Origin of the sequence: Bacillus sp. FSL M8-0071 (assembly GCF_037975455.1) — a bacterium.
GTDB lineage: Bacteria > Bacillota > Bacilli > Bacillales > Bacillaceae > Bacillus > Bacillus subtilis.
On sequence record NZ_CP150256.1, the window covers coordinates 2614499 to 2639635 of the forward strand.

28 protein-coding genes are annotated in these 25137 nt (G+C 44.2%); 7 read left to right on the top strand and 21 right to left on the bottom strand.

Annotation, left to right across the window (positions count from 1 at the left end; genetic code table 11):
- The first annotated feature begins 111 nt into the window (after window positions 1–111).
- Both fdhF and MKX71_RS13520 read left to right on the top strand, forming a co-directional pair.
- Window positions 112–3054, top strand: a complete 2943-nt coding sequence (gene fdhF, locus MKX71_RS13515) for a formate dehydrogenase subunit alpha (protein WP_339231214.1) — start codon at window positions 112–114, stop codon at window positions 3052–3054.
- Window positions 3055–3072: 18 nt separating this feature from the next.
- Window positions 3073–3555, top strand: coding sequence for a DUF1641 domain-containing protein (locus MKX71_RS13520; protein ID WP_014664782.1), 483 nt, complete (start codon window positions 3073–3075; stop codon window positions 3553–3555).
- Between the two features lie 35 nt (window positions 3556–3590).
- Here the strand turns inward: MKX71_RS13520 and MKX71_RS13525 are convergent, their stop codons facing one another.
- From MKX71_RS13525 to MKX71_RS13545, 5 genes are all read right to left on the bottom strand, one after another.
- A complete protein-coding gene (locus MKX71_RS13525) occupies window positions 3591–3821 on the bottom strand; it encodes a YrhC family protein (protein WP_003237358.1) in 231 nt (76 codons plus the stop codon).
- 82 nt (window positions 3822–3903) lie between these two features.
- Window positions 3904–5043 carry a bifunctional cystathionine gamma-lyase/homocysteine desulfhydrase gene (locus MKX71_RS13530; RefSeq protein WP_339231215.1) on the bottom strand — a complete coding sequence of 380 codons (1140 nt, stop codon included), beginning with the start codon at window positions 5041–5043 and terminating at the stop codon, window positions 3904–3906.
- Between the two features lies 1 nt (window position 5044).
- Window positions 5045–5968 carry an O-acetylserine dependent cystathionine beta-synthase gene (locus MKX71_RS13535; protein ID WP_003229809.1) on the bottom strand — a complete coding sequence of 308 codons (924 nt, stop codon included), beginning with the start codon at window positions 5966–5968 and terminating at the stop codon, window positions 5045–5047.
- 64 nt (window positions 5969–6032) lie between these two features.
- Window positions 6033–6728, bottom strand: a complete 696-nt coding sequence (mtnN, locus tag MKX71_RS13540) for a 5'-methylthioadenosine/S-adenosylhomocysteine nucleosidase (RefSeq protein ID WP_009967881.1) — start codon at window positions 6726–6728, stop codon at window positions 6033–6035.
- A 20-nt stretch (window positions 6729–6748) separates the two neighbouring features.
- Entirely contained in the window at window positions 6749–7390 is a 642-nt protein-coding gene (locus tag MKX71_RS13545; RefSeq protein ID WP_003229807.1) for a class I SAM-dependent methyltransferase, read from the bottom strand.
- A gap of 192 nt (window positions 7391–7582) precedes the next feature.
- Here MKX71_RS13545 and MKX71_RS13550 point away from each other — a divergent pair, with 192 nt between their 5' ends.
- Entirely contained in the window at window positions 7583–7786 is a 204-nt protein-coding gene (locus MKX71_RS13550; RefSeq protein WP_014477495.1) for a YrzA family protein, read from the top strand.
- Between the two features lie 36 nt (window positions 7787–7822).
- On the opposite strand, the gene MKX71_RS13555 is transcribed toward MKX71_RS13550, so the two are convergent.
- From MKX71_RS13555 to MKX71_RS13615, 13 genes are all read right to left on the bottom strand, one after another.
- On the bottom strand, window positions 7823–8503 hold the full coding sequence (locus tag MKX71_RS13555) for a YrrS family protein (RefSeq protein WP_339231216.1): 681 nt from the start codon (window positions 8501–8503) through the stop codon (window positions 7823–7825).
- Window positions 8504–8567: 64 nt separating this feature from the next.
- Window positions 8568–10322 (bottom strand): penicillin-binding protein 2, encoded by a 1755-nt coding sequence (locus MKX71_RS13560; protein WP_339231217.1) that lies wholly within the window; start codon window positions 10320–10322, stop codon window positions 8568–8570.
- A gap of 53 nt (window positions 10323–10375) precedes the next feature.
- Window positions 10376–10849 carry a transcription elongation factor GreA gene (gene greA / locus MKX71_RS13565; RefSeq protein WP_004399078.1) on the bottom strand — a complete coding sequence of 158 codons (474 nt, stop codon included), beginning with the start codon at window positions 10847–10849 and terminating at the stop codon, window positions 10376–10378.
- A gap of 250 nt (window positions 10850–11099) precedes the next feature.
- Complete coding sequence (gene udk, locus MKX71_RS13570; protein WP_003225916.1) at window positions 11100–11735, bottom strand: uridine kinase; 636 nt, start codon at window positions 11733–11735, stop codon at window positions 11100–11102.
- 6 nt (window positions 11736–11741) lie between these two features.
- Window positions 11742–13010 carry a U32 family peptidase gene (locus MKX71_RS13575; protein ID WP_003229802.1) on the bottom strand — a complete coding sequence of 423 codons (1269 nt, stop codon included), beginning with the start codon at window positions 13008–13010 and terminating at the stop codon, window positions 11742–11744.
- An 18-nt stretch (window positions 13011–13028) separates the two neighbouring features.
- The gene (locus tag MKX71_RS13580) at window positions 13029–13958 is read right to left on the bottom strand and encodes a peptidase U32 family protein (protein WP_004399094.1); all 930 of its coding nucleotides are present in this window, start codon (window positions 13956–13958) and stop codon (window positions 13029–13031) included.
- A 5-nt stretch (window positions 13959–13963) separates the two neighbouring features.
- Window positions 13964–14617 (bottom strand): O-methyltransferase, encoded by a 654-nt coding sequence (locus MKX71_RS13585; RefSeq protein WP_015251578.1) that lies wholly within the window; start codon window positions 14615–14617, stop codon window positions 13964–13966.
- A 151-nt stretch (window positions 14618–14768) separates the two neighbouring features.
- Window positions 14769–15851, bottom strand: a complete 1083-nt coding sequence (gene mltG, locus MKX71_RS13590; RefSeq protein ID WP_003229799.1) for an endolytic transglycosylase MltG — start codon at window positions 15849–15851, stop codon at window positions 14769–14771.
- 130 nt (window positions 15852–15981) lie between these two features.
- A complete protein-coding gene (locus tag MKX71_RS13595) occupies window positions 15982–16263 on the bottom strand; it encodes a DUF1292 domain-containing protein (protein WP_003246199.1) in 282 nt (93 codons plus the stop codon).
- 17 nt (window positions 16264–16280) lie between these two features.
- Window positions 16281–16697: a Holliday junction resolvase RuvX gene (gene ruvX, locus MKX71_RS13600; protein WP_003229795.1), complete on the bottom strand. Its 417-nt coding sequence runs from the start codon at window positions 16695–16697 to the stop codon at window positions 16281–16283.
- A gap of 7 nt (window positions 16698–16704) precedes the next feature.
- Complete coding sequence (locus tag MKX71_RS13605; protein ID WP_003225903.1) at window positions 16705–16971, bottom strand: IreB family regulatory phosphoprotein; 267 nt, start codon at window positions 16969–16971, stop codon at window positions 16705–16707.
- An 84-nt stretch (window positions 16972–17055) separates the two neighbouring features.
- Window positions 17056–19692, bottom strand: coding sequence for an alanine--tRNA ligase (gene alaS, locus MKX71_RS13610; protein ID WP_273796543.1), 2637 nt, complete (start codon window positions 19690–19692; stop codon window positions 17056–17058).
- 330 nt (window positions 19693–20022) lie between these two features.
- The gene (locus MKX71_RS13615) at window positions 20023–21084 is read right to left on the bottom strand and encodes an AI-2E family transporter (RefSeq protein WP_009967889.1); all 1062 of its coding nucleotides are present in this window, start codon (window positions 21082–21084) and stop codon (window positions 20023–20025) included.
- A 155-nt stretch (window positions 21085–21239) separates the two neighbouring features.
- On the opposite strand from MKX71_RS13615, the gene MKX71_RS13620 reads away from it, so the two are divergent.
- Genes MKX71_RS13620 through MKX71_RS13635 form a run of 4 tightly spaced genes read left to right on the top strand, consistent with a single transcriptional unit; the run spans window position 21240 to window position 24195 of the window.
- Window positions 21240–21968: an amino acid ABC transporter ATP-binding protein gene (locus MKX71_RS13620; protein WP_003246180.1), complete on the top strand. Its 729-nt coding sequence runs from the start codon at window positions 21240–21242 to the stop codon at window positions 21966–21968.
- Between the two features lie 21 nt (window positions 21969–21989).
- Window positions 21990–22811, top strand: coding sequence for a glutamine ABC transporter substrate-binding protein GlnH (gene glnH, locus MKX71_RS13625; protein WP_032722249.1), 822 nt, complete (start codon window positions 21990–21992; stop codon window positions 22809–22811).
- A 60-nt stretch (window positions 22812–22871) separates the two neighbouring features.
- Entirely contained in the window at window positions 22872–23522 is a 651-nt protein-coding gene (locus MKX71_RS13630) for an amino acid ABC transporter permease (RefSeq protein ID WP_160221711.1), read from the top strand.
- A 16-nt stretch (window positions 23523–23538) separates the two neighbouring features.
- Window positions 23539–24195: an amino acid ABC transporter permease gene (locus tag MKX71_RS13635; RefSeq protein ID WP_129138187.1), complete on the top strand. Its 657-nt coding sequence runs from the start codon at window positions 23539–23541 to the stop codon at window positions 24193–24195.
- Between the two features lie 34 nt (window positions 24196–24229).
- Here MKX71_RS13635 and MKX71_RS13640 read toward each other — a convergent pair whose 3' ends face one another.
- From MKX71_RS13640 to MKX71_RS13650, 3 genes are read right to left on the bottom strand one after another with little or no spacing between them, the layout of a single operon-like run.
- Window positions 24230–24361: a YrzQ family protein gene (locus tag MKX71_RS13640; RefSeq protein ID WP_003229780.1), complete on the bottom strand. Its 132-nt coding sequence runs from the start codon at window positions 24359–24361 to the stop codon at window positions 24230–24232.
- Window positions 24362–24382: 21 nt separating this feature from the next.
- On the bottom strand, window positions 24383–24574 hold the full coding sequence (locus MKX71_RS13645; RefSeq protein WP_003225893.1) for a hypothetical protein: 192 nt from the start codon (window positions 24572–24574) through the stop codon (window positions 24383–24385).
- Between the two features lie 11 nt (window positions 24575–24585).
- Window positions 24586–25110 carry a PRC-barrel domain-containing protein gene (locus MKX71_RS13650; RefSeq protein ID WP_072692710.1) on the bottom strand — a complete coding sequence of 175 codons (525 nt, stop codon included), beginning with the start codon at window positions 25108–25110 and terminating at the stop codon, window positions 24586–24588.
- Window positions 25111–25137: the final 27 nt, after the last annotated feature.

Consider the following 25137-nt stretch of genomic DNA (forward strand, 5'->3'; position numbering starts at 1 on the left):
CTAGTGAACTATTCCGCCATGTGTGTTTACACCTTCTTAGAATTAAGGGCAGGTGTATCTATACATGGCTTTTTTTGACTTCTTGAAAGAAAGATGGAGGGGAATATGAATATGATGGACGTTAAGTCGATCAGTGTCCGTGTAGACGGAACAGAAATTCAAGCACGAGCAGGGGCCACAATTTTAGATATTTTAAATGAAAACGGACTTGAGTACCCGCAGATTTGCCACGTACCAGAGGTTGACCCGATTCAAACTTGTGATACTTGCATAGTAGAGGCAAACGGCAAGCTGGTTCGTTCATGCGCGACGGTTGCAGAAAACGGGATGTCTATTGATCTTTCAGGAAATCGAGTGAAAGAAGCGCAAACCGAAGCGATGGACCGCCTTCTTGAAAATCATTTGCTGTATTGTACAGTTTGCGACAACAACAATGGAAACTGTACGCTGCATAATACAGCGGAAATGATGGGGATCGAGCATCAAAAATACCCATACACGCCAAAAGAAGATCCTTCTTGCGCGGTTGATATGTCTCATCCTTTTTACCGCTATGATCCAAACCAATGTATTGCCTGCGGCCAGTGTGTTGAGGTCTGTCAAAACCTTCAGGTAAATGAAACACTCTCAATCGACTGGGAACGCGAACGCCCTCGCGTCATTTGGGATGAGGGAGTTCCGATCAATGAATCTTCCTGTGTCAGCTGCGGTCAGTGTGTAACAGTATGTCCATGTAATGCACTGATGGAAAAATCAATGCTCGGGCAGGCTGGTTTTATGACAGGCATTAAAGAGGACGTCATGGAACCGATGATTGATCTCGTGAAAAATGTTGAACCGGGGTATGGCAGCATTTTTGCCATTTCTGAAGTCGAAGCGGCAATGCGTGAAACGAGAACGAAAAAAACGAAAACTGTATGTACGTTCTGCGGTGTCGGATGTTCATTTGAAGTATGGACAAAAGGACGGGATATTTTAAAGATCCAGCCTGTTTCTGATGCTCCGGTTAACGCAATTTCCACATGTGTCAAAGGGAAATTCGGCTGGGATTTTGTCAATTCTGAGGAGCGGATCACAAAGCCTTTAATCCGTAAAAACGGAGCCTTTGTGGAATCTTCTTGGGAAGAAGCCCTCGATCTTGTCGCAAGCAGATTAGGATCAATTAAAGAGCAGTACGGTAAAGGCTCTGTAGGGTTTATTTCTTCTTCTAAAATTACGAATGAAGAAAACTACGTCATTCAAAAACTAGCGCGTCAGGTATTTGAAACAAACAACGTCGATAACTGCTCACGCTACTGCCAGTCTCCTGCTACAGACGGATTGTTCCGCACTGTCGGCATGGGCGGTGACGCCGGCACGATTAAAGATATTGCCAAAGCAGGCCTGGTCATCATTGTCGGTGCCAATCCGGCGGAAGGACACCCAGTGCTCGCAACACGCGTCAAACGGGCACACAAGCTCCACGGTCAAAAACTGATTGTTGCTGACCTGCGTAAAAATGAGATGGCTGAGCGATCTGATCTGTTCATCAGCCCTAAACAAGGCACAGACCAAGTTTGGCTGATGGCTGTTACGAAATATATGATCGACCAAGGCTGGCACGATCAGGCGTTTATTGATGAGAACGTCAATTACTTTGAAGATTATAAAGAAACCCTTAAAACGTATACGCTTGATTATGCAGAACGCATCACAGGCCTTTCAAAAGAAAACATCATTCAAATTGCTGAAATGATTCGTGATGCTGACGGCACTTGTGTCCTTTGGGGAATGGGTGTCACACAAAATACAGGCGGTTCTGATACATCAGCAGCCATTTCAAACCTGCTTCTCGCTACGGGCAACTATCGCCGTCCAGGTGCCGGCGCTTATCCTCTGCGTGGACACAATAACGTGCAAGGCGCATGTGATATGGGAACATTGCCTGGCTGGCTGCCGGGATATCAGCATATTACAGATGACAAAGCACGCGCTAAATTTGAAGAGGCATATGGTGTCGAGATTGATGGAAAGCCTGGTTTAGATAATATTCAAATGCTTCATGCCATTGAAGAAGGAAAAATGAAAGCTATGTATCTTGTCGGTGAGGATATGGCACTGGTCGATTCAAACGCGAACCATGTGCATGATATTTTATCAAGCCTTGATTTCTTCGTGGTACAGGACATCTTCCTGTCAAGAACAGCTCAATATGCTGATGTCGTCTTGCCGGCCACTCCTTCACTTGAAAAAGACGGAACATTTACCAACACAGAACGCCGTGTCCAGCGATTGTATCAGGCGCTTCCGACGCTTGGTGACGCAAAACCGGACTGGTGGATTATTCAAGAGGTGGCAAACCGTTTAGGAGCGAATTGGAATTACAGCCATCCAAGTAACATTTTCTCTGAAATGGCGAGTCTTTCTCCTCTGTTTGCCAAAGCAAGCTATGAGGTGCTTGAAGGCTGGAACAGCTTCCTATGGGGCAGCTTCACAGGTGAAAGCACACCGCTTCTGTATGAAGACGGATTTAATTTCCCTGACAAAAAAGCCCGCTTTGCCCTTTCTGATTGGACCGAGCCAGCGGCATTTCCGGAGGAATATGACCTTCATATCAATAACGGCCGGATGCTGGAGCATTTCCACGAAGGAAACATGACAAATAAATCGAAAGGCATCCAAGCGAAAGTGCCGAATGTATTCGTTGAGATCTCACCTGAGCTTGCACAAGAGCGAGGTGTTTGTGACGGTTCGCTTGTACGGCTCGTTTCTCCGTTCGGAGCAGTCAAATTGAACGCGCTGATCACAGACCGGGTACGGAAAAATGAACTCTATTTGCCAATGAACTCGACAGACAAGGAGTCAGCGATTAACTTCTTGACGGGCCCTGCAGCTGATAAACGGACGAACACGCCTGCTTATAAACAGACAAAGGTCCGCATGGAAGTGCTTGGCGGCTGTGAAACAGCGCCGCTTCCAAAAACAAATCCGCGCAACAAAAAACGGCATCCGCAAAACGGAGTCGAAGCAGAAAGAAAATGGAACCGCCCTGGCTATGTACATCTGACTGATTAAACGATAGGAGGAAAACGAATGGCCACTCCGATTACGACGATCAAAAAAGAAACAAAAACAGCTGAGCAAATGAAGCTTGAAAAAATAGAAGAACTGAAAGAGCTGCTGGCGGAAAATGAGGACGCCGTCTCTAAAACGATGACGTTAATGAATGAACTCAATGATCTTGGAATTTTTGATGCGGCAACAAGCATGCTCAGAGCGAAGGAAGACATTGCCAAGATTGCGCTTGGCCAAGTTTCCCGCGAGCCTGTCACCAACCTCATCAACACGATGATGGCCGCCGGAGGCGCATTGACAAAAGCCGATCCTGAGTTTACAGCAAAGCTTTTAGAAAGCGTAATGGCTGGGACTGAACAGGCACAAAGCTTTTTAAAAGAAGACAAGAAAGTCGGGATTCTCGACCTGTTAAAAGCAATGAACGATCCTGACATCAACAGAGCCGTCGGCTTCGGTCTTCAGTTTTTAAAAGGCATGGGAAAAGAACTTCGAGAAAAATAACAAAAAACAGCCATCTCTTGATGATGGCTGTTTTTTTATTCGTCGGCTTCTTCCAAACGCTTCTTGTAAATAAGTGAACGGTCAGCGCAAAAGAAGGCACCGGCTAAAAATACACAATCCGCTAAAAACATAGTCGATTTCTGGCCTAATGTTAAGCCTTGATCAGGGAGAACTGCGCCTATATATAAAAAAGTGCTGACTGCAAGCAATGTAAAAGCAAAATGCTTGTAGTCTTCTTTTAAAGATTTCATTCTATTTTTGTTCAAAAGAATCACCTGCCAGATTCATAGTATACGACTATTATAATATAATCCGGCGGCTTACAGAGAAAGTAATTCTATCCATTTGTTATATATTTTCAAGCGCTTGGCCGATATCTTCCAACAAGTCTTCCGCATCTTCAATTCCTACAGAAATTCTGATCAAGCCGTCCGTAATGCCGAGCTCATGCCGGCGTTCTCTCGGAATAGAGGCATGTGTCATTCTTGCAGGAACAGAAATTAAGCTTTCAACCGCCCCTAGGCTTTCAGCAATGGTAAACAGTTTCAGATTTCCTAAAAACGCATCAACCCGTTCTTCACTGCCAATATCAAAGGAGATCATGCCGCCGAAGCCCGATCCTTGCGTTTTTGCAAGCTCATGTCCGGGATGATTTGAAGAACCAGGGTAATATAACGTTTGGACAGCAGGGTGATTCTCAAGAAAGCTTGCGATTTTCCGCGCATTTTGATCGATCGCTTCCATTCTGAGTCCCAACGTTTTGATTCCTCTCATTAACAGCCAGGAATCTTGAGGGCCGAGCACGCCGCCTGTGGAGTTTTGCACAAAATGCAGCTCTTCTCCAAGCTCTTTCGAAGCTGTCACAACTAAACCTCCGACGACATCACTGTGTCCGCCAAGATATTTTGTCGCACTGTGCAGTACGATATCAGCGCCTAAAGTAAGCGGCTGTTGAAAATAAGGAGTATTAAAGGTATTGTCTACGATAAGCAGAACACCCGCTTTTTTTGCAATATCAGCCATGAGCGTCAGGTCGGTGATTTTGAGCAACGGGTTTGTCGGTGTTTCAATATAAATTGCTTTTGTATTAGGGCGAATCGCTTTTTCAACTTCTTCCCTGCTGCTCGTATCAACAAATGTTGATTCAATGCCAAGACGGTTAAGCACCTTTGTCATCACGCGATATGTTCCGCCGTACACATCATCAGTCAACACGACATGATCTCCGCTGTTAAACAGCATCATAACCGCTGTAATGGCAGCCATTCCTGAGCTGAACGCATAGCCTGCTTCCCCGCTTTCCAGTTCTGTCACAAGTGCTTCGAGAGCGGTTCGAGTCGGATTGGCCGTTCTTGAATACTCGTAGCCTGTATGCTGCCCTGCTTTCGGCTGCTTGTACGTGCTTACTTGATAAATCGGCACGGAAACTGCGCCTGTTTTCTCATCACCTGTGATTCCGCCATGTATCATCAATGTTTTTTTCTTCATATCAGATGCCTCCTTCGTATATTTGTTTGCTGATATATCGATCGCTGCTGTCAGGAAATACTGTGACAATGTTAGTTCCAGCGGATGCTTTTTTCGCTTCCTCCAATGCCGCATAAAGCGCTGCACCTGAAGAGCTTCCGATCAGCAGGCCTTCTTTTTCTGCCGCTTCTTTCACAAGTCTAAACGCATTCTCATCTGTTACGGTGTAGATCTCGTCAAAATGGCTCTTATCCATATAATCGGGGATAAACTCCATGCCGATGCCCTCTGTTTTATGAGCGTGGGGCTCTCCTCCGTTTAAAATCGAGCCCACCGGTTCAACAATCACCGTTTTGACTGCTGGATTTTTTTCTTTTAAGAAGGAAGCTGTCCCTGCGAATGTGCCTCCTGATCCTGCCCCTGCGACAAATGTATGAATATTCCCGTCAAGCGCTTCCCACATTTCAGGTCCAAGCGTCTTATAGTAAGTCGATGGATTTACTCGGTTTTTAAATTGCAAAACGCAATAAGAATTTTCAATTTCAGTCTCCAGCTGAATGGCTTTTTGAATGGCTCCCTGCATTCCGTCTTGACGCGGTGTATGAATGATTGATGCGCCAAGCGCTTGCATAATTTGCTGTTTCTCTCTGCTGAAATGTTCAGGGACACAGAAAATCGCTTTCAGCCCATATTTTCTGGCACTTAACGCAAGGCCGATCCCTGTATTGCCTGCCGTAGCTTCTATAATCACTCCGCCGGGTTTCACTTTGCCTGAATCGAGCGCGTCACGAATCAGCATATCTCCCAGTCTGTCTTTGATGCTTCCCCCTGGATTCATCATTTCAAGCTTGGCATACACCGCGACTCCTTCTGGAACATCAAAGTTCTTCAAGCGGAGAAGCGGTGTATTCCCAATCAGCTCGGTAATGTCCGTAATCACTGTCATATATGTCCTCCTCCTTAATAGAGGTTGTTTTTAGAGAAAAACGGAGGAGAACGTTCTCCCCGTTTTAATGAATTCGTTTGATCACCTTTAACACAAGCTCTGTTGAATGAACAGCCGCCTGCTCTAAAAATTGGTCAAATGAAACATGTGATTCTTTGCCTGCGATATCTGATAACGCTCTGATGACGACAAACGGCGTTTTAAATTGATGGCATACTTGAGCCACTGCCGCAGCCTCCATTTCAACCGCGTACAGATCAGAAAATCTCGCACGCACCTCTTCAACCCGCTTCGGATCGTTCATGAAAGAATCGCCTGTTGCAATCGTTCCTTTTGCAACCTGAATGCCGTCGAGTTCAGATACCGCTTCTTCAGTGATGCTGATCAGCTTTTCATCCGCCGCATAAGCAGCCGGAAGACCCGGCACTTGGCCGTATTCATAGTCAAAAGCCGTTACGTCTACATCATGGTGGCGAACGTCAGTGGAAATGACGACATCCCCTACATTCAATGTATGATGAAATCCGCCGGCTGAGCCTGTGTTAATAACATAATCAGGCTTGTAACGGTCAAGCAGAAGCGTCGTGCTGATAGCAGCATTTACTTTTCCAATTCCTGATTTTAAAAGAATCACTTCAGTTCCTTCATATTCGCCTGTTGTAAATTCACAGTGTGCGATCGTTTCTGTTTTTGCATTTTCAAGTTTGTTTCTTAAGATGGTAACTTCCTCTTCCATTGCTCCGATGACTGCTAGTCTCATCTATTCACATTCCCTTCACTTTACCGTTTGATCGCCTCCATTATCCACACGAAGTCGTTTTGCTGAGTGAATCGGACTGCAAAACCTTCAGCTGTAAACATTTCTTTCAACGCATCCAATGTAGGATAATGCTCTGTCTCTAAATCATTTGCAAGCTGATAAAAGCCTTGAGAACGGGCTTTATCGATAGCCTGTTGATACGCTTGCGCATTTTCAAAGACGGTATCGGCAAACACTATTTTATCATGCAAGTGAAGGTATTTGCCATATTGCTTTATGGCAGCCCGCTTTTCTTCGTCAGTCAAATGATGAAAAGCATATGAACTGACAATCGTATCAGCCTGAAATGGCGGCTCAGGGAATGTCAGGAAGTCTCCATCAACGATTTCCGTCCTGCCTGAGAGCTTGTCAGAAGCCAGTTTACGCATTGCTGGAGAAGGTTCGATTCCAAATACAGTTTTGCCTGCATCGAGCAGCTTAGCTGTCAAATTCCCGGTCCCCGGGCCAAATTCTAACACATGCGTTCCAGATTTTCTGACGATGGCATCAAGGATATGATCGTAGCCTCTGAACGCTTCTTTATACTGAATATCTAAACCTTGTACTGTTTGATCATAAGTTGCTGCCCAATCTTCAAAGAGAGGGATAAATTCACGGCCCATATTTGTCACACTCCATATTTAATAATTCCTATAAGTATACTATGGATTAATGATGGAACAGTTCCTATAATACCACATCTTCTGAAAAGCAGGTACTAAAACACTTTGTGTATTTTATGCCATCTCATATTGCGCATTGACCGCAAAAAAGCTTATACTTCATATGACTTGTGAAAGCTGGAGGGTCAAGACATGAATTTTCAATTAGATCTGATTAAAGACAAAGTGGAATTTTTTGAAGCGGCTTCATTGCAGGAGCTTGAAAAGAAAATCAATACACAAATTGAAAACAATAAAGCCATCATGCTCCGGGTGAAATCTGTTTCACACCAAACTGCTGTGGCAGAAGGAAGAATATTGTACAGCGCGGTGGTTCATTTCGCAGCTGAAGCCTAAAACAAAAGCAGCCGGTTTTAACCCGGCTGCTTTTGTTTATTTTAGCTTTTCTACTTTTGTCGGCTTCCAGCCTTTTTCATCGACCCATGTAATCGTGACTTGATATTTATTCCCAGTCGCCTTGTCCAAAATCTTGCCTTTGGCATCCTGAGGGCTGCCGTTATTTCCAAGCCAGAGCACCGTCATGTTATCTGTTGAGACACCAGTTGCGTACGAAATGGCTTTCAGCATCTCAGCCCAGTCTTGTGAGCTTGAATCATAAGTAGCGGCATGCTCGCCAGTCTGCTCAGTTCCGACTGCTTTCCAGTCAGGATTTTCATACGTTTTTTCCACATCGCTCGATGAGCCGCCTTCTGTTACTTTTGCATCTTTAAGCCCGTCACCGGCTGAATCTGAGCTTGAATCTGAATCAGAGTCATCTTTTTTGGAATCAGAGTCAGAAGACTTCTCAGAATCCTTTTCGCTGTCAGATGTATCTTTCTTGCTGTCTTTTATATCCTCATCCGATTTCTTTTCCGTCTTTCCTGAAGCCGGAGATTCCTGTTTTTGCGCCGTTTCAGAATCCTTGCTGACATCTTTGCTAGAAGGACTGTTAATGAAGAGATTCGCTGCTACTACGACAATTAGTATGGATACGATTGCGATTAAAATGTTAAGCACTAAATTGGCTTTTCTGCGTTTATCACGATTTTCATAACGAGATTGATTATTGCTCAATAATTCTGCACTCCTTTATCCCTCTTGGCTCAGCATATATTTTAACATGTGCTGAGAAGTTGTTCTATTTCTGATTGATTTCAATTTCGTGTACTTTTTTAACAATATCATAAAACACCGAATTTGTCAGAGCCTTATCTCCCGGTGTATCCATGTGTAAAACAACTAGAGCGTATTTCGGCTTATCCGCGGGAAAATATCCGGCAAACCATTTTTCGTAGAGCGTTTCCTTCTCTTTTGAAAGCTTGCCTGTCTGGGCTGTGCCCGACTTCCCTGCTACAGTATACGGAAGATCTTGAAACCTTCTGCCCGTTCCGGAAGGAGATTCTACTACCCGCCGCAGTATTTTTTGAAGCTGCTGTGACGTATATTTGTCTATCGTTTCCCCTTTGAGCTTCTGATCTTTAAACGTAACGAGCGTTGTGCCGTTCTTATACTCAATTTGTTCGGCAATTTTCACCTGCCGTTTTTCTCCGCCGCGGGCGATTATCGCCATCATATTGGCTACCTCCAGCGGCGTTACCTTTACATTTTTCTGCCCGATTGCTGTTTGCGCAATGGCTTTTTTGACTGATTTGTCTTTTTCATCCCCCCAAATCACGCCGCTTTTTTCGTTATACAGCTGGCGGAAATCGGTTTCGTGGTACAGTTTTCCCTCCCAGCCTGCCCGATCAGTGAGAGCCAGCTTCTCGGACATATCTTCAATAACCGAGCTGTCTTTTTTCATTAATTGTTCTGCAAGACTCGTAAATGTGTAATTACAGCTTTGGGCAAAACTTTCATCAAAAGACAAGGTGCCTTTGTCGTCCCCCGGTTCCCCGTACAGGTTTAAATTGCAATTAAAGGTTTGACTAGGCTTCACCATATTATTTTCGATTGCAGCTGCGGCAATGACTGTTTTAAAAACTGATCCGGGATAGATTGGCGTCAGCATATAATTTTGAAGTGTGTTTTGCCGGGACACGTCTGCATCTGGTTTGCTTACAATTCCCAGAACACTGCTATTTTCGATGTCCAGCAGCACAGCTCCTCCCTTTTTCAGCCCCTGTTCATCCAATACCTCCTCCATCGCTTTTTGAATGCTTTGATCGATCGTTGTTTTGATCTGGAGCGGATAAAATGTATTGGCTTCAGCTGTATATTTGACGTCCATGCCAAACAAAGGGTTTCCTTTTCCGTCCACATGATATAAAAGCTTTGTGTCTTGTTCCGGAAGCAAAAACTCGTCAAATGTCCGTTCTAAACCGGTTGTTCCGATTTCTGTTGTAATCGGAAGGCTCTCCTTGTCAGGATATTTCTTGCGAAGCAGCGCCGGATCTTGGTTCGTGCTCCCTATCGTATGTGAAGCAAGGCTGGGCTTGTCTTCATTCTCCATATATACGCCGTAAATGCCGGGATATTTCAAAGAATTGATTTTTGTGATAGATTGTTTTGAAAGTGTTTTGATTTTCTTTTGCTGCAAAATGACCGGTTTTTTTGCCTGACCTAGTGTCTGGCGCAAATCATCTTCAGACATGCCGAGGATGTCCGCAACTTTTTTGATCGGCCAATCCTGCGTCAGCAGAAAAGGGAACAAAACAACCGCAGGCTCGCTTTGTCCTGTCAGCGCCCGCCCGTTTCGATCTAAAAAAGAGCCTCTTCCATCTGAAATGAGCACTTCCTCCGTCCGCTGTTTCACACTTTCTTGAATCAAATTAATTTTCTTTTTAGAAAATGATTCTGTGAAAAACAGCTGGATTTCTGCAAGTCTCAGCAGAAGCAGAAAAAATACAATCAAAAAAGCGATGACTGCCAGCTTCATTCGTTTCGATATCTTCATAAAAAAACACCTCACCCACATTGTGGACGAGGTGTTTCGCTGCTAAACAGATATTATGAAATTTTCACAATTTTCACGAGCATTTCTCCGCCCGGTGTTTGTACTGTGACTTCTTCATCTACTTTTTTGCCCAAGAGGCTTTTTGCGATCGGTGAATCGTTTGAGATTTTCCCTTCAAACGGGTCAGCTTCCGCGCTTCCGACGATCGTATATGATTCTTCATCACCGTCAGGCAGTTCGACGAAAGTGACGGTTTTACCCAAACCGACAACGTTAGAGCCGCCGTCATCTTCAATGATTTTCGCATTGCGAATCATATTTTCAAGAGTCGTCACGCGGCCCTCTACAAATGCCTGCTCTTCTTTCGCTGAATCGTATTCAGAGTTCTCGGAAAGGTCTCCGAAGCTTCTCGCAATTTTGATTCGCTCTACTACTTCTTTTCGTTTAACCGTTTTCAAATATTCTAATTCTTGTTCAAGTTTTTGTTTTCCTTCTGCAGTCATAGGAAAAACTTTCTCTTGTGCCATGTCCCTTCACTCCTTCTGGTTGTCCCTCAACATCTTCGATTATGTATGAGAGCATAAACTAAAAAATACAAGAATGAGAACACAGGGCAGTCCTCGTTCTTCTCTCCCATATAGGTACTGTTTATCTTAAACTGAATCGTGTCGTTCTGCAAATATTTCGCGTTTATAAACAGGGAAAGAAGGGAATTCGCACATTCCCTTCCTGCCTATACATAATATGGTCAGAGTTATTTATGTCTATGCTATGGTATTACAAAATCGCGTTTTGTTCAAGAATGGTTTGAATTTTTGTGACCATCAGATCAATTGCGACGTGATTCTGACCGCCTTCCGGGATAATAATATCAGCGTATCGTTTCGTCGGCTCGACGAATTGGTTATGCATCGGACGGACCACTGACACATATTGTTCAATGACAGAATCAATAGAGCGTCCGCGCTCATTAATATCTCTCATAATCCGTCTGATGATACGCAAGTCAGCGTCCGTATCAACATAAAGCTTGATATCCATCAGATCACGAAGCCTTTTGTCTTCAAGAACAAGAATGCCTTCAAGGATAATAACATCCTTTGGCTCTACGTGAACCGTTTCTTCTGAACGTGTGTGAAGCTTATAGTCATAAATCGGCTTTTCAATCGGGCGGTAATTCAATAGATCCTGAATATGCTCGATTAAATAGTCATTATCAAACGCAAGCGGATGATCATAGTTTGTGTTCAGCCTTTCTTCAAACGGAAGATGGCTTTGGTCTTTATAATAAAGGTCCTGCTGGATCATTAAAATTGAGTGTCCTTTAAACTGTTCATAAATGGACCGTGTGACACTCGTTTTTCCTGAACCGGAACCTCCTGCGATTCCAATGACTACTGGATTCTTACCCATGGGCTATTACTTCCCCTTTCTCATCATGTTGCTCGGATAAATCTTTTTGTCTAGTTTGAATTTGACAATTTGCAGGGGATGGCGGGCAGCATCTAGCTCATTTCCGTCTTCGTCCCAAATGGTTTCAATCGTATGTGTAAAGTTTTCGATTTCTGGACCGAAAAATTCCACTTCGTCGCCTTTTTTGAAGAAATTGCGCTGCTGAAGCGTGACCATTTGTGTATCTTCATCATAATTCAGCACTAAGCCGACAAAATCATATGTCGTTTTCTTGGCGTGTTCGCCGAACATTTGCTCTTCATAGCCTGGCGTTCCTTCAAAGAAAGCTGTCGCAGTGTCCCTGTTGGCGCACTTATCAAGCTCTTCAAGCCATTCTTTTTGAATCACAAAGTTTTCTGGATCAGCGCAATAAGCATCGATTACTTTGCGGTATACGCTGACAACAGTTGCTACATAGTGAATGGATTTCATGCGGCCTTCAATCTTTAAGCTGTCGATCCCCATTTCAATCATTTTTGGAATGGATTCAATCAGCTTCAAATCTTTCGGGCTCATAGCAAAAGGTGCATCTTCTTCACCATACAAAGCAACGGCGTTGGCACCGTCTGTTTGGTAGAGATCATAATCCCAGCGGCATGACTGGCAGCAGCCTCCGCGGTTGGAATCCCGCGCTGTCATGTGATTGCTCAGCACGCAGCGGCCGGAATATGCAATACACATTGCGCCATGAATGAAGGATTCGATTTCGATATCTACCTTTTCTTTCATTTCTCTGATTTCAAGAGCGCTAGTTTCACGTGCCAGCACGACGCGGTCGAGACCTTCTTCCTTCCAGAACTGGACAGCCTTCCAGTTTGAAAGAGACTGCTGTGTGCTCAAGTGAACCTCAACATTCGGCGCCACTCTGCGGCATGTTTCAATAATAAGCGGATCTGCCACAATAATACCGGCAACGTTGGCGTCTCCAAGCGCTTTTAAATAGTCTTCAAGCCCGTCCATGTTTTCATTATGAGCGAAAATATTCGTTGTTACGTAGATCTTCGCGCCATATTTCTTTGCGAATTCAACGCCTTCTGCAATTTCTTCGATCGTAAAGTTATCGGCATTCGAGCGCAGCCCGTATTCCTGTCCCCCGATAAAGACCGCGTCCGCTCCGTAATGAACAGCGATTTTCAGCTTTTCAAGATTACCCGCAGGTGCGAGAAGCTCCGGCTTTTTCGTAATCACACGCTTTCCATTAACGATTGTGGATATTTTATCATTTACGGCAGTCATAGCTTAACCTCCTTTTGATTAATAAACCGTTTCCTTGAAGAAGAATCCGGTATCAATTTTTCTGTTTACTGGCTGGATGCTTTCAATGCGTTCGATCCAGTCTTCTTTTTTCGCTTCGTATTCGTCACGGTTTTCCACGCACAAATCAATTGCTTCTCTGTACATTTTGGTGACTTCTATTAGGTATTCAGGCATTTTCAAAACACCATCGATTTTGAAAGAATCAATTCCGGCATCTATCAATTCCTCGAGCTCATCAATGATGCACACATCGTTCGGGCTCATGATGTGAGTGCCGTTTTCATCTTCGAAAATCGGATATTTATTATCGCGTTCTTTATCGTGTAAAAACATGCCTGATTCTTTTTTCTTTCTTTCAATGTCCATGACTTTGCCCTGATATTCAAAATAGTTTCCAATCAAAGAACGCTTCGATTGGAACATGCACGTCATTCCATGCACCTGGATTTCAATTTCGACTTCAGCATTTTCTTTAATCTCAACAATGCTGTCCATGTTTAATTCTCTGGCAAGCACAGAACGCGCCGCACCCTTGCGTCCCCAGTAGTTGCATGTATAATAGTTGGTGCCTGTCGTTTCTGTGCTCCAATGAAGCTTCAGATCAGGCGCAGATTCACGGGCAGCCATCAGCACGGCAGGATCGCCGAATACCGCTGCATCGACACCGGCTTCTGCTAAGAAAGCCAGATATTCGCCAAGCTCACCCACTTTATCATTATGGAAAATTGCATTTACAGCAACGTATACTTTTGCCCCTTCTTTGTGAGCAATCTCTACGGCTTTTGTTACATCTTCACGAGAAAATTCTCCGGCTAATCTCAAGCCGTATCTCTGTTCCCCAACTAAAAACGCAGTTGCCCCAGCCTGTATGAGCGGCAAAATGTCCGCTGTACTTGTCGGCGTCACTAAGAGCTCTGGTTTTTTCATGACGTTCACCTCTTCTTTTTACTAATCGCAAGTCCGTCCCCGACAGGAATAATCGCAGTTTGATAATCCGGATGATTCATCAGCCAATGATTATATTCATCAATTTTTGCTACAAGCCTGCGCCTTCTCTTCGGTTCTATTTTGCTGTAATCCTCTGCCACCAGACCTTTAAACAGCACGTTGTCTGTTATAACCACCCCGTCCGGTGAAAGCATCGGTTCATATAAATGAAAAAAGTTTTGATACTGACCTTTTGCAGCGTCAATAAAAATGACATCGTAAGGCGCGGTTACATGAACGGCGTCGGCTAATTCAAGCGCATCTCCGTAAAAAACATGAATCCGGTCATCAAGCTGAAATTCCTTGATATTGTTTACCGCTTCTTCATGCCGTTTCTCATTGCGTTCAATTGTATATATTTCAGCAGACGGCAGCTCCAGCGCCATTCGAATGGCTGAATAACCAATGGCCGTTCCGATTTCTAGTATTTTTTTCGGCTGTTTCACAGACAAAATTTGAAGCAGCACCTCCATGCCCGCTTTTTCCATAATCGGGACATGATGTTCTTCTGCATATGCTTCAAGCTTCTTCACGTTATCCGGCCGAGGCTTTAATAATGCTTCTATATAGTCATTTATTTGTTCATACCGGTCAGTCACTACAAACAGCCTCCCGTTCTAAAAAGGAGTGCCCCAGTCTTATGCGCAGGACACTCTCTGAATACATCATGATACATCGGTAAACAACCCGATATATTTTATCATAAAACCTTGCGGAAAGCGAACAAAAGGAGAGCTTTTTGCTCTCCTTTTATTTCTCATTTTTTGAGGAAATGTATTTTTCTTTTGCTTTATTATGCTCTTTTAGCGTTTTTGTAAATACGACCTCACCATTTGATTTGGCCAAGAAATACAGATAGTCCGTTTTATCCGGATGCAGCGCCGCTTCCCATGATGACATGCCGGCATTGGCAATCGGCCCTGGCGTCAGCCCTGTGTTTTTATACGTATTGTATGGTGAATCGATTTCCAGATCCTTATAAAGAACCCGATCTTTATGCTTGCCTGCCGCGTACAGGACGGTCGGATCTGTTTGGAGCGGCATTTTCTTTTTCAGGCGGTTATAAAAGACGCTCGCAATTTTATGGCGGTCGGCTTTTTCAGTCGCTTCTTCTTCTATCAAAGAAGCCATTGTCAGCAGCTTATGCACAGAAACTTTGTTTTTCTTCATTTCTGATTTATATGTTTCCACATAAGAATTTGTCTGCTTAATCATTGCCTTGATAATGTCTTCAAGTGATGTGTCCGGATCGTTAAAAGGGTATGTAGCCGGGAATAGGTACCCTTCAAGCGGGTGCTTAATGTTTTTATTGAAAACATCATTTGTCACAGTGTCCGGGAATTCTTTCTTCAGCTGATTGATAAATGTTTCATCGTCCAGCTTCGCTATGACTTGTTTTTTAGAGTATTTTGTTTCATCAGCAATAGCAGCCGCGATTTGGGTCAGCTGTGCTCCCTCAGTCACTGTGATTTGAAAAGCGTAACCTGTAGCCCCGCTTGTCAGCTTCTGAATAATGGCATCTAAATCCATACCTTTATTCAGATGGTAGAATCCGGCCTGAAACCCGGAAGCACCTTTATATTTCACATAGTACTGAAACGCCTTCTCGCTTTTTATGACATCATTTTTCTTTAATATCGATGCGATGGCTGAAACAGACGAACCGCTCGGAATGTTAATATTAACTGTCGTTTTACTGTCTTTTTCAACAGGTTCAAGCAATGATTTCCCATATAAAAATGCCCCGCCAATGATGAGAAACAGCACAACAATGGAAGACAGTATAATTCTTTTTTTATTAAAAAACGATTTTTTTTGCTGATTGATATACATTAGGTCTCCTCCCATCAGCTCTTATACTACATGATTCATTGTATTTCGGCAATTTATTACAAAAAGAGGCCTGCATAAAGCAGAAAAAAGCCGGAGCAGTATAGCTCCGGCTTTGATTTGGCGCGATGTTTTACTCTTCGTCTTCGTCCGCTAAGAATGTGTTTAGTGTTTCTTCGATCATATCCCATTCTTCGTCAGTTTCAATCGGGAATAGCTCACCGTTTTCACCGTCTTCGTTTGGCGTGAAGCTGGAAGCAAGAATTTCTACTTCTTCGTCATCTTTTGATTCGATTGGATAGTACAAGACATAAGACTTGCCAAACTCTTCGTTTTCAAATGTAAACAGCACTTCACAAAGCTGTTCATTTCCTTGATCGTCAACAATTGTAATATTTTTTTCGCCGTGTTCCATTTTCTTCACCTCTGGCTTTAATTTAAGCTGTCAAGATATCCTTGTAAAATCATAACAGCCGCCATTTTATCAATGACTTTTTTTCGTTTTTGCCTGCTGACGTCAGCTGCAATCAGCATTTTTTCAGCCGCCATTGTGGTAAGACGCTCGTCCCACAGCACAACAGGAACATTGTACGTTGTTTCAAGCACTTTCGCAAATGTTTGGCTGGCTTCGCCTCTCGGGCCGACTGTTCCGTTCATGTTCTTAGGAAAGCCGAGCACGATTTTATCTATAGTATAGTCCTTTATCAGTTCAGATAAACGGGATAAACCATAATCGCCTTCTGCTTCATTTATCTTTATGGTCTCAATGCCTTGAGCAGTCCAGCCCATTTCATCGCTCAGAGCTACACCGAGTGTTTTGGTTCCTAAATCGAGTCCTAATATTCTCATTCTTTATTTACGCCTCTTTATGCTGTTCTAAATAAGACTTTACCAATTCCTCGATTAATTCGTCTCTTTCAAGTTTGCGAATTAAATTGCGAGCGTCACGATGCCTAGGAATATAAGCGGGATCACCTGACAGCAAGTATCCGACAATCTGGTTGATTGGATTGTAGCCCTTTTCCTGAAGCGCGTCATACACTGTAATCAGCACCTCATTTACGTTAGTCTCAGCAGAATCATCGGAGAAATTAAATTTCATCGTTTTATCAAACGAGCTCACCGTTTTGCACCTCTTTCCCAAATTCGCAGGCAAAGTTCAGCCTGGGGTCCTAATCTTACCATCATTCTACACTACATGGGCGAATTATAAAACGGATTTCACCCAATCTTCTACAGAAGCCAAGGCTTCTTCTAATTTTTCCGGCTGTTTGCCGCCTGCCTGCGCCATGTCCGGACGGCCTCCGCCGCCTCCGCCGCAAACTTCCGCAGCTTGTTTAACCAGCTTGCCGGCGTGAAGGCCTTTCTCAATGAGGTCCTTTGTGACTCCGGCAGAGATATTAACTTTATCGTTTTGTACCGCACCAAGCACGATCACCGCAGAGCCAAGCTTTGCTTTGAGTTCATCGACCATAGTGCGGAGATGATTCATGTCTTTTGCATTCACTTTTGCCGCAAGCACGTTTACGCCGTCAACTTCTTTTACTTTCGACAGGATTGCTCCTGCTTCCACGTTGCCTAGTTTTGCAAGAAGAGATTCATTTTCTCTTTGTGCTTCCTTCAGTTCAGCCTGCAGAGCCGCGACCCGTTTCGGCACTTCTTTGATATTTGTTTTCAGCTCGTCAGCGGTCTGCTTCAATACAGAAATCTGGCTGTTCATTTCGACGTAAGCGCCTTGTCCCGTTACAGCTTCAATCCGTCTTGTGCCTGCTCCGATTCCAGATTCAGAAACGATTTTAAACAAGCCGATTTCTGCTGTATTTCTGACATGGCAGCCGCCGCACAGCTCTAAGCTGTAATCTCCAACTTGAACGACACGGACAATATCGCCATATTTTTCGCCGAACAGTGCCATCGCACCCATTTCTTTTGCTTCAGCGATCGGTTTCAAATCAATGCTGACCGGGATGCTCGCCCAGATCTTTTCGTTTACGATTCTTTCAATTTGTTCGAGCTCTTCTTTTGTCACTTGGCCAAAGTGCGAGAAGTCAAAACGAAGACGGTTTTCCGTTACAAGAGAGCCCGCCTGATTGACATGAGTTCCAAGAACATCTTTTAGAGCCTGATGCAATAAATGCGTTGCCGTGTGGTTTTTAATGACGCCGCTTCTCATATGGTCTTCAACTTCAGCCGTAACATGCAGGCCTTTTTGAACAGTACCGCTCTCCACAACACCTTCATGCACATGCTGGCCGTTCGGCGCTTTTTGAACATCTTTAATTCTTACAACTGCCTGCTCGCTTCGGAGATAGCCTTTATCGCCGATTTGGCCGCCGCTTTCTGCATAGAACGGTGTTTCATCAAGAATGATTTGAACGCTTTCTCCTTCATGAGCCTCTTCGATTAATTGGCCGTCCCGAAGAAGCACAATGATATTGGCATCAGCTTTGGTTTGAGAGTAGCCGACAAATGTGCTTTCATCTGTCACGTCGCGCAGTGCGCCGCCCTGCACCTGCATGCTGCCGACATCCTGGCGGGCGTTTCTTGCCCGTTCACGCTGCTGGCTCATTTCCTCCTCAAAGCCCTCATGGTCAACCGTCATGTTCTCGTCTTCTGCATATTCTTCAGTTAATTCAACCGGGAATCCATACGTATCATACAGTTTAAACACATCAGCACCTGAGATAACGCTGCTGCCCTTGTCTTTTTCTTTTTTGATCATTTCTGACAGGATCGCAAGCCCTTCATTAAGGGTCTCATGGAAGCGTTCTTCCTCGGTTTTAATGACTTTTGCGATGAAATCCGCTTTCTCTTTCACTTCAGGATAGAAATCAGCCATGATTTCTGCGACAACCGGCACTAAATCAAACATGAACGGACGATGGATGTTGATCGTTTTGGCATAACGCACGGCACGGCGTAATAAGCGTCTTAATACATAGCCGCGGCCTTCATTTGACGGCAGCGCACCGTCACTGACAGCAAAGGCAACCGTTCTGATATGGTCAGCAATCACTTTAAACGCAGTGTCTTTCACATTGTCTTTGCCATATGTTTCACCAGAAATCGATTCTGTTGCTTTGATGATCGGAATAAACAAATCGGTGTCAAAGTTTGTCGGAACATTCTGGATGACAGATACCATTCTTTCAAGACCCATGCCTGTATCAATATTTTTCTTTGGAAGCGGTGTGTACGTGCCGTCAGGGTTATGGTTGAACTCTGAGAACACAAGGTTCCATACTTCCAGGTAACGGTCGTTTTCCCCGCCTGGGTAAAGCTCCGGATCTTCTGGATCATTACCGTATGCTTCACCGCGGTCGTAAAAGATTTCCGTATTCGGTCCGCTCGGCCCTTCACCGATATCCCAGAAGTTCCCTTCCAGACGGATAATTCTTTCTTCAGGAATACCGATTTTTTTCGCCCAAAACTCATATGCCTCTTCATCTTCAGGATGAACCGTAACAGAGAGAAGCTCTTTGTCGAAGCCAATCCACTTGTCGCTCGTTAAAAACTCCCAAGCCCATGTAATGGCTTCTTCTTTGAAATAATCGCCGATGGAAAAGTTTCCGAGCATTTCAAAGAAAGTGTGATGGCGCGCAGTTTTACCTACATTTTCTATATCGTTTGTTCTGATCGCTTTTTGAGCGTTTACGATTCTTGGATTTTCCGGCACGACACGGCCGTCAAAATATTTTTTCAGCGTCGCAACACCGCTGTTGATCCAAAGCAGTGAAGGATCCTCATGAGGCACTAATGACGCGCTTGGCTCTACCGCATGTCCTTTTTCTTTAAAGAAATCCAAAAACATTTGACGCACTTCCGCAGAAGTTAAGTGTTTCATTGTATTTCCTCCTCTATAAAAATCGAAATTCTCTTCAGTGACAGCAAAAAAGCCCTCCCCCTATGCAAACCAACGTTTACACAGGGACGAGAGCTGTCTCGCGGTACCACCCTGATTACGGGCATTCATTCGCCCGTCACCTTTAACCCTGTAACGCAGGATAAGCGGCAGTGATTAACTGCACTCAGGATTAGCTTCCTCCGATCTTCTGATAAAGCTCCTTTCAGCTTATGGAGCTTCTCTCTTTAACAGGGCTTCGGCGTACTCAGATCCGTCACTCGAGATTCGTATGTATTCTACGAGAAATTATAGACAAGCGGCACGCCGATGTCAATGCTCCGTCCTCATCCGCAAAAAATGGATCATCATTACTTTTAAAACAGCCGTCGCAGGAACAGCCAGAATCATCCCGACGATTCCCGCAAGCTCCCCTCCGGCAAGGAGTGCAAGCATGATAACGACCGGATGCATTTTAAGGCTTCTGCCGACAATGAACGGACTGAGGATATTTCCTTCCATAAACTGCAGAATAAACACCGTAATCACCACAACAAGAACCGCCTTGACTGAGATCGTCATCGCAATTAACAACGCAGGAACAGCTCCGATGAAAGGGCCAAAATACGGGATGACATTCGTTACTCCAGAGATAAGGCCAAGTATCAGCGGATATGGAAGCCCAAATACCCAGAACGAAATGCCTGCAATCACGCCAAGAATCAAGCAGACCAAAAGCTGGCCGCGGATATAATCGCCAAGCGAATCATCCACATCCCGCAAAAAGGCGCTGCCCCGCTTTCTCCACGACTTCGGAGTCAAGTACCATACTGTCTTTTTCATTAACTCAATGTCCTTCACCATATAAAACACGAGAAAAGGGATTGTTGCAGCAATTAAGAAGTAATCAAGCACATTGCGGATCCCGCTGATCGCACCCTCGATCGTTCCCGCAAAAAACGCCTCCGTCTGGCGGATCATTTTATCTATACGGTGATGCATACCATCAGGCCAGTCATCCGTATGGTTATGCACATGAAGAAGAAGCCCGTTATACGTTTCGGCAAACATGGGTATATTTTCTGACAGATCCGTCAGCTGCACGATTAAAACAGGCACCCCTTTATACAACGCCCAGCCAATCCCGCCAAAAAAAAGAACATAAATGACCAAGATGCTCAAAGTCCTAGGCAATCCTTTGCCATGCAGCCATTCTGTGACCGGAAGCAATAAATAAGATATAAAAATAGAAATGATCAAGGGAATAAAGATCGTTTTTATGACGAGCCAAAAGGGTGACCATAACATATCAAGCATAAAAAAGACATAGACTGTTAACAGAACCAGCAAACAAATAGCCACCCACAACAAAAGCTGCACCGGTTTTTGGAGCATCTGCTTTCACCTCACCTATATCTTTTGAGGTTTACAAGGAATTATTCTTTATGTTTCTTTAGTCAGTCAGAAGTCATGGACATTTTTTCACTTTTAATTTTCAGAATAGTTTGATCATTTACTTTTTGGTCAAATTTTCTGATAGGAGGATTGCGATGATCACATTTCAAAATGTAAACAAGCATTACGGAGATTTTCACGTGTTAAAACAAATTAATCTTCAAATCGAAAAAGGTGAAGTCGTTGTTATCATCGGCCCATCCGGTTCCGGTAAAAGCACATTGCTCAGATGCATCAACAGACTTGAGTCGATCAATGAGGGAGTGCTTACAGTAAACGGCACCGCCATTAACGACAGAAAAACTGATATCAATCAAGTGCGGCAAAATATCGGGATGGTGTTTCAGCACTTTCATTTATATCCGCATAAAACAGTGCTGCAGAACATCATGCTGGCTCCGGTAAAAGTGCTTAGACAATCACCTGAACAAGCAAAGGAAACGGCGCGGTACTATCTTGAAAAAGTCGGCATCCCAGACAAGGCTGACGCCTATCCTTCCCAGCTTTCCGGCGGGCAGCAGCAGCGTGTTGCCATCGCAAGAGGACTGGCGATGAAGCCGGAGGTCATGCTGTTTGACGAGCCGACATCAGCACTTGATCCTGAAATGATCGGTGAGGTGCTAGATGTCATGAAAACACTCGCCAAAGAAGGCATGACAATGGTTGTCGTGACACACGAAATGGGGTTTGCCAAAGAAGTTGCCGACCGGATTGTCTTCATTGACGAAGGAAAAATTTTAGAAGAAGCAGTGCCGGCTGAATTTTACGCGAACCCGAAGGAAGAACGGGCCCGCTTATTCTTAAGCCGTATTTTAAATCATTAAAACAGAAATGGGGGAGCTTGTATGAAAAAGATTTTTTCTTTAGCATTGATTTCTTTATTCGCTGTCATCTTGCTTGCCGCTTGCGGCAGCAAGGGATCAAACGGAGAAGCCTCAAAGGAGAGCAAAAAAGATACGCTAGCCGCCATTAAAGACAATGACAAAATTGTCTTCGGCGTAAAAACGGACACTCGACTGTTCGGTCTTAAAAATCCAAGCTCAGGTGAGATTGAGGGTTTTGATATTGATATTGCCAAACAAATCGCTAAAGACATTTTAGGTGATGAGAAAAAAGCTGAATTTAAAGAGGTCACCTCAAAAACAAGGATTCCTATGCTGCAAAACGGGGATATCGACGCCATTGTCGCCACAATGACGATCACTGAAGAACGAAAAAAGGAAGTTGACTTTTCTGATGTCTATTTCGAGGCCGGGCAATCGCTTCTCGTGAAAAAAGGCAGCAAAATCAAGAGTGTCGAGAATCTTGGCAAAGGCTCAAAAGTTCTTGCAGTAAAAGGCTCCACCTCCTCTCAAAACATTCGTGAAAAGGCGCCTGAAGCCTCTGTTTTAGAATTTGAAAACTACGCAGAAGCCTTTACAGCCCTTAAATCGGGGCAAGGCGATGCCCTCACCACAGATAATGCGATTTTATATGGAATGGCTGATGAAAATAAAAATTATCAATTAACAGGAAAGCCTTTTACAGATGAGCCTTACGGGATCGCCGTGAAAAAAGGGCAATCTGCTCTCGCGAAAGAAATCAACGCTTCACTTAAAAAGATGAAGTCGGATGGCAGATACGATGAAATTTATAAAAAATGGATCAAAGAAGACCCAGCTGAATAACAACCATCCCGGGATGAGCAGGCGATGCTCATCCCAATTTGATAAGGAGTGAATAGGCAGATGAATGTGTCAATTCTTTTCGATAACTTCGGCATGTATATGGACGGTTTTTACCATACCTTGCTCGCAAGTGTTATCGCGCTGGTCGGCAGTTTTGTCCTCGGCGTTGCTGTAGCGGTTATGAGAATAACAGTCTTTAAGCCGCTGCAATGGCTCGGGACCGCCTATGTAGAATTCATCCGCAACATCCCTCTTCTTTTAATTACCTTTGTTTTCTATTTCGGACTTCCAAACGCAGGCCTGAGGCTTGACGGTTTTCAAGCGGGAACGGTTGCTCTCACCATTTATACCTCTGCGTTTATCGCTGAAGCCATCAGAGCAGGCATCCAGTCTGTTTCAAAAGGGCAGATGGAAGCGGCACGCTCGTCAGGCTTTACCTACAGCCAAGCCATGCTCCATATCATTTTGCCGCAGGCAATCAAAATCGTCATTCCGCCTTTAGGCAATCAATTTTTAAACTTAGTCAAAAACTCTTCGATTCTTGGGGTTGTGGCCGGATTGGATCTTATGTACCAAGCCGATTTAGTTTCGTCGAGCACACTCGTTGTATTTGATGTTTATATTTTTGTGGCGCTTTTTTACTTAGTGCTGACGATTCCGCTTAGCATCGGTGTTAACTATCTGGAAAAACGGCTGGAAAAAAGCTATTGATAAGGAGTGAGTTACATTGGATTTCATTGGTGCTTATTCACAGGAGCATTTAGCGTTTTTATGGGATGGCTTTCTCGTCACCTTGTACGTTGCTTACATCTCCATCATTCTGAGCTTTTTCTTCGGTTTAATCGCAGGCACCCTGCGTTATGCGAAAGTTCCCGTTCTTTCTCAATTGATTGCAGTTCTCGTTGAAACGATCAGAAACCTCCCCTTGCTGTTAATTATTTTCTTTACGTTTTTTGCCCTTCCGGAAATTGGGATTAAGCTTGAAATTACAGCTGCTGCAATTACAGCACTAACGATTTTTGAATCCGCTATGCTATCTGAAATTATCCGAAGCGGACTGAAATCAATTGACAAAGGACAAATTGAAGCGGCGCGCTCCTCCGGGCTGAGCTATACACAGACCCTGTTCTTTATCGTCATGCCGCAAGCGCTTCGCCGCATGGTTCCGCCCATCGTAAGCCAGTTTATTTCTTTATTAAAAGATACATCGCTCGCTGTTGTGATCGCCCTGCCTGAACTGATTCACAACGCGCAAATTATTAACGGCCAAAGCGCAGACGGCAGTTATTTTTTCCCGATCTTTTTACTTGCGGCCCTTATGTATTTCGCAGTCAACTACAGCCTTTCACTCGCAGCAAGACGCCTCGAGGTCCGGCAAACATAGAAAAGGATACTCTTTGGAGAGTATCCTTTTTACATTAAAACATTTTCGTAATTCTTCTTCTCATCCGCTTCATGCTTCGATTATTCAGCATGTCAGATTGAGTCGCCATTCGGTACACGAGAGCTCCGGCTCCCATTGCCAAAAGAGAAGTCATCGTCCGATTCATCCTGCGCATCTCCTTTCATGATTAAAAATTGATGCTGCGTTCATCCTCAGAAAACAAATCATCCAAGCTGCTTAACGTTCCGTCTTCTTCCACCTGATGAGTTGCAATCTTCCCTTTCGCCACTGTCAGTTCAATAAAACAGCCCCAGCAATAATATTGGTTCACGCCGATTTTGCCGATATCCTTACTTTTGCAATTCGGGCATATAAGCATACCTCACACCTCTATCCGTTCAGAACGATCTCGTCTTTCCGCACCTCGACAAGCGAATCCGCTCTTTGGATCTGGCGCTTGCTTCCCGCCAGGTCAGAAAAGAAACCGTCCGAGAGTTCATATGCTACGATTATGCCCCTGTCCAAACAAAAGTATACATCTTCCAGCATCCCCAATATATCGCCCTCTTGCGATTTCACAAGCTTCATCTTCATCTGCTCGTATGTGAAGCATGATTTCGGAAGAGGCAAAAGCTGTTCTGAACTGACCGAAGCCAATATGCGGTCATCAAGAATGGAAGAGATATCACACGCCCGTAATAGCGCATGATGATGATGCAAAAAGCGTTTTTGTGCAAGAATAAACCCAAGACAATCTCCTTTCAGAGAAAAACAAATATCGGAAATTGCCCCGAGATAACAAGAAGTTCGTTCTGAGTATACTGGGAATCCTTCTACTTCATGGCATGTTCTCAAAGTGTGATCAACCACCTTTTGTTGAACAGGCTTAGGTTTTGCTTTGCGCCTTAGACTCATACGATGAAATCAATTCCACTGCAAATG

Coding starts and splice junctions, on each gene's coding strand:
- MKX71_RS13545 (WP_003229807.1), bottom strand. CDS start 7,390: ATGGGCCGTGAATTTATCCCTCTCTTTGAAGATTGGGCAGCAACTTAT.
- MKX71_RS13530 (WP_339231215.1), bottom strand. CDS start 5,043: ATGAAGAAAAAAACATTGATGATACATGGCGGAATCACAGGTGATGAG.
- MKX71_RS13550 (WP_014477495.1), top strand. CDS start 7,583: ATGAATTTTCAATTAGATCTGATTAAAGACAAAGTGGAATTTTTTGAA.
- MKX71_RS13580 (WP_004399094.1), bottom strand. CDS start 13,958: ATGAAAAAACCAGAGCTCTTAGTGACGCCGACAAGTACAGCGGACATT.
- MKX71_RS13560 (WP_339231217.1), bottom strand. CDS start 10,322: ATGAAGATATCGAAACGAATGAAGCTGGCAGTCATCGCTTTTTTGATT.
- MKX71_RS13615 (WP_009967889.1), bottom strand. CDS start 21,084: ATGCTCCAAAAACCGGTGCAGCTTTTGTTGTGGGTGGCTATTTGTTTG.
- MKX71_RS13640 (WP_003229780.1), bottom strand. CDS start 24,361: ATGAATCGGACGATGACTTCTCTTTTGGCAATGGGAGCCGGAGCTCTC.
- mtnN (WP_009967881.1), bottom strand. CDS start 6,728: ATGAGACTAGCAGTCATCGGAGCAATGGAAGAGGAAGTTACCATCTTA.
- alaS (WP_273796543.1), bottom strand. CDS start 19,692: ATGAAACACTTAACTTCTGCGGAAGTGCGTCAAATGTTTTTGGATTTC.
- MKX71_RS13630 (WP_160221711.1), top strand. CDS start 22,872: ATGAATGTGTCAATTCTTTTCGATAACTTCGGCATGTATATGGACGGT.
- greA (WP_004399078.1), bottom strand. CDS start 10,849: ATGGCACAAGAGAAAGTTTTTCCTATGACTGCAGAAGGAAAACAAAAA.
- ruvX (WP_003229795.1), bottom strand. CDS start 16,697: ATGAGAATATTAGGACTCGATTTAGGAACCAAAACACTCGGTGTAGCT.
- mltG (WP_003229799.1), bottom strand. CDS start 15,851: ATGTATATCAATCAGCAAAAAAAATCGTTTTTTAATAAAAAAAGAATT.
- MKX71_RS13620 (WP_003246180.1), top strand. CDS start 21,240: ATGATCACATTTCAAAATGTAAACAAGCATTACGGAGATTTTCACGTG.
- MKX71_RS13520 (WP_014664782.1), top strand. CDS start 3,073: ATGGCCACTCCGATTACGACGATCAAAAAAGAAACAAAAACAGCTGAG.
- udk (WP_003225916.1), bottom strand. CDS start 11,735: ATGGGTAAGAATCCAGTAGTCATTGGAATCGCAGGAGGTTCCGGTTCA.
- MKX71_RS13535 (WP_003229809.1), bottom strand. CDS start 5,968: ATGACAGTGATTACGGACATTACCGAGCTGATTGGGAATACACCGCTT.
- MKX71_RS13650 (WP_072692710.1), bottom strand. CDS start 25,110: ATGAGTCTAAGGCGCAAAGCAAAACCTAAGCCTGTTCAACAAAAGGTG.
- fdhF (WP_339231214.1), top strand. CDS start 112: ATGATGGACGTTAAGTCGATCAGTGTCCGTGTAGACGGAACAGAAATT.
- MKX71_RS13645 (WP_003225893.1), bottom strand. CDS start 24,574: ATGCTTATATGCCCGAATTGCAAAAGTAAGGATATCGGCAAAATCGGC.
- glnH (WP_032722249.1), top strand. CDS start 21,990: ATGAAAAAGATTTTTTCTTTAGCATTGATTTCTTTATTCGCTGTCATC.
- MKX71_RS13575 (WP_003229802.1), bottom strand. CDS start 13,010: ATGACTGCCGTAAATGATAAAATATCCACAATCGTTAATGGAAAGCGT.
- MKX71_RS13595 (WP_003246199.1), bottom strand. CDS start 16,263: ATGGAACACGGCGAAAAAAATATTACAATTGTTGACGATCAAGGAAAT.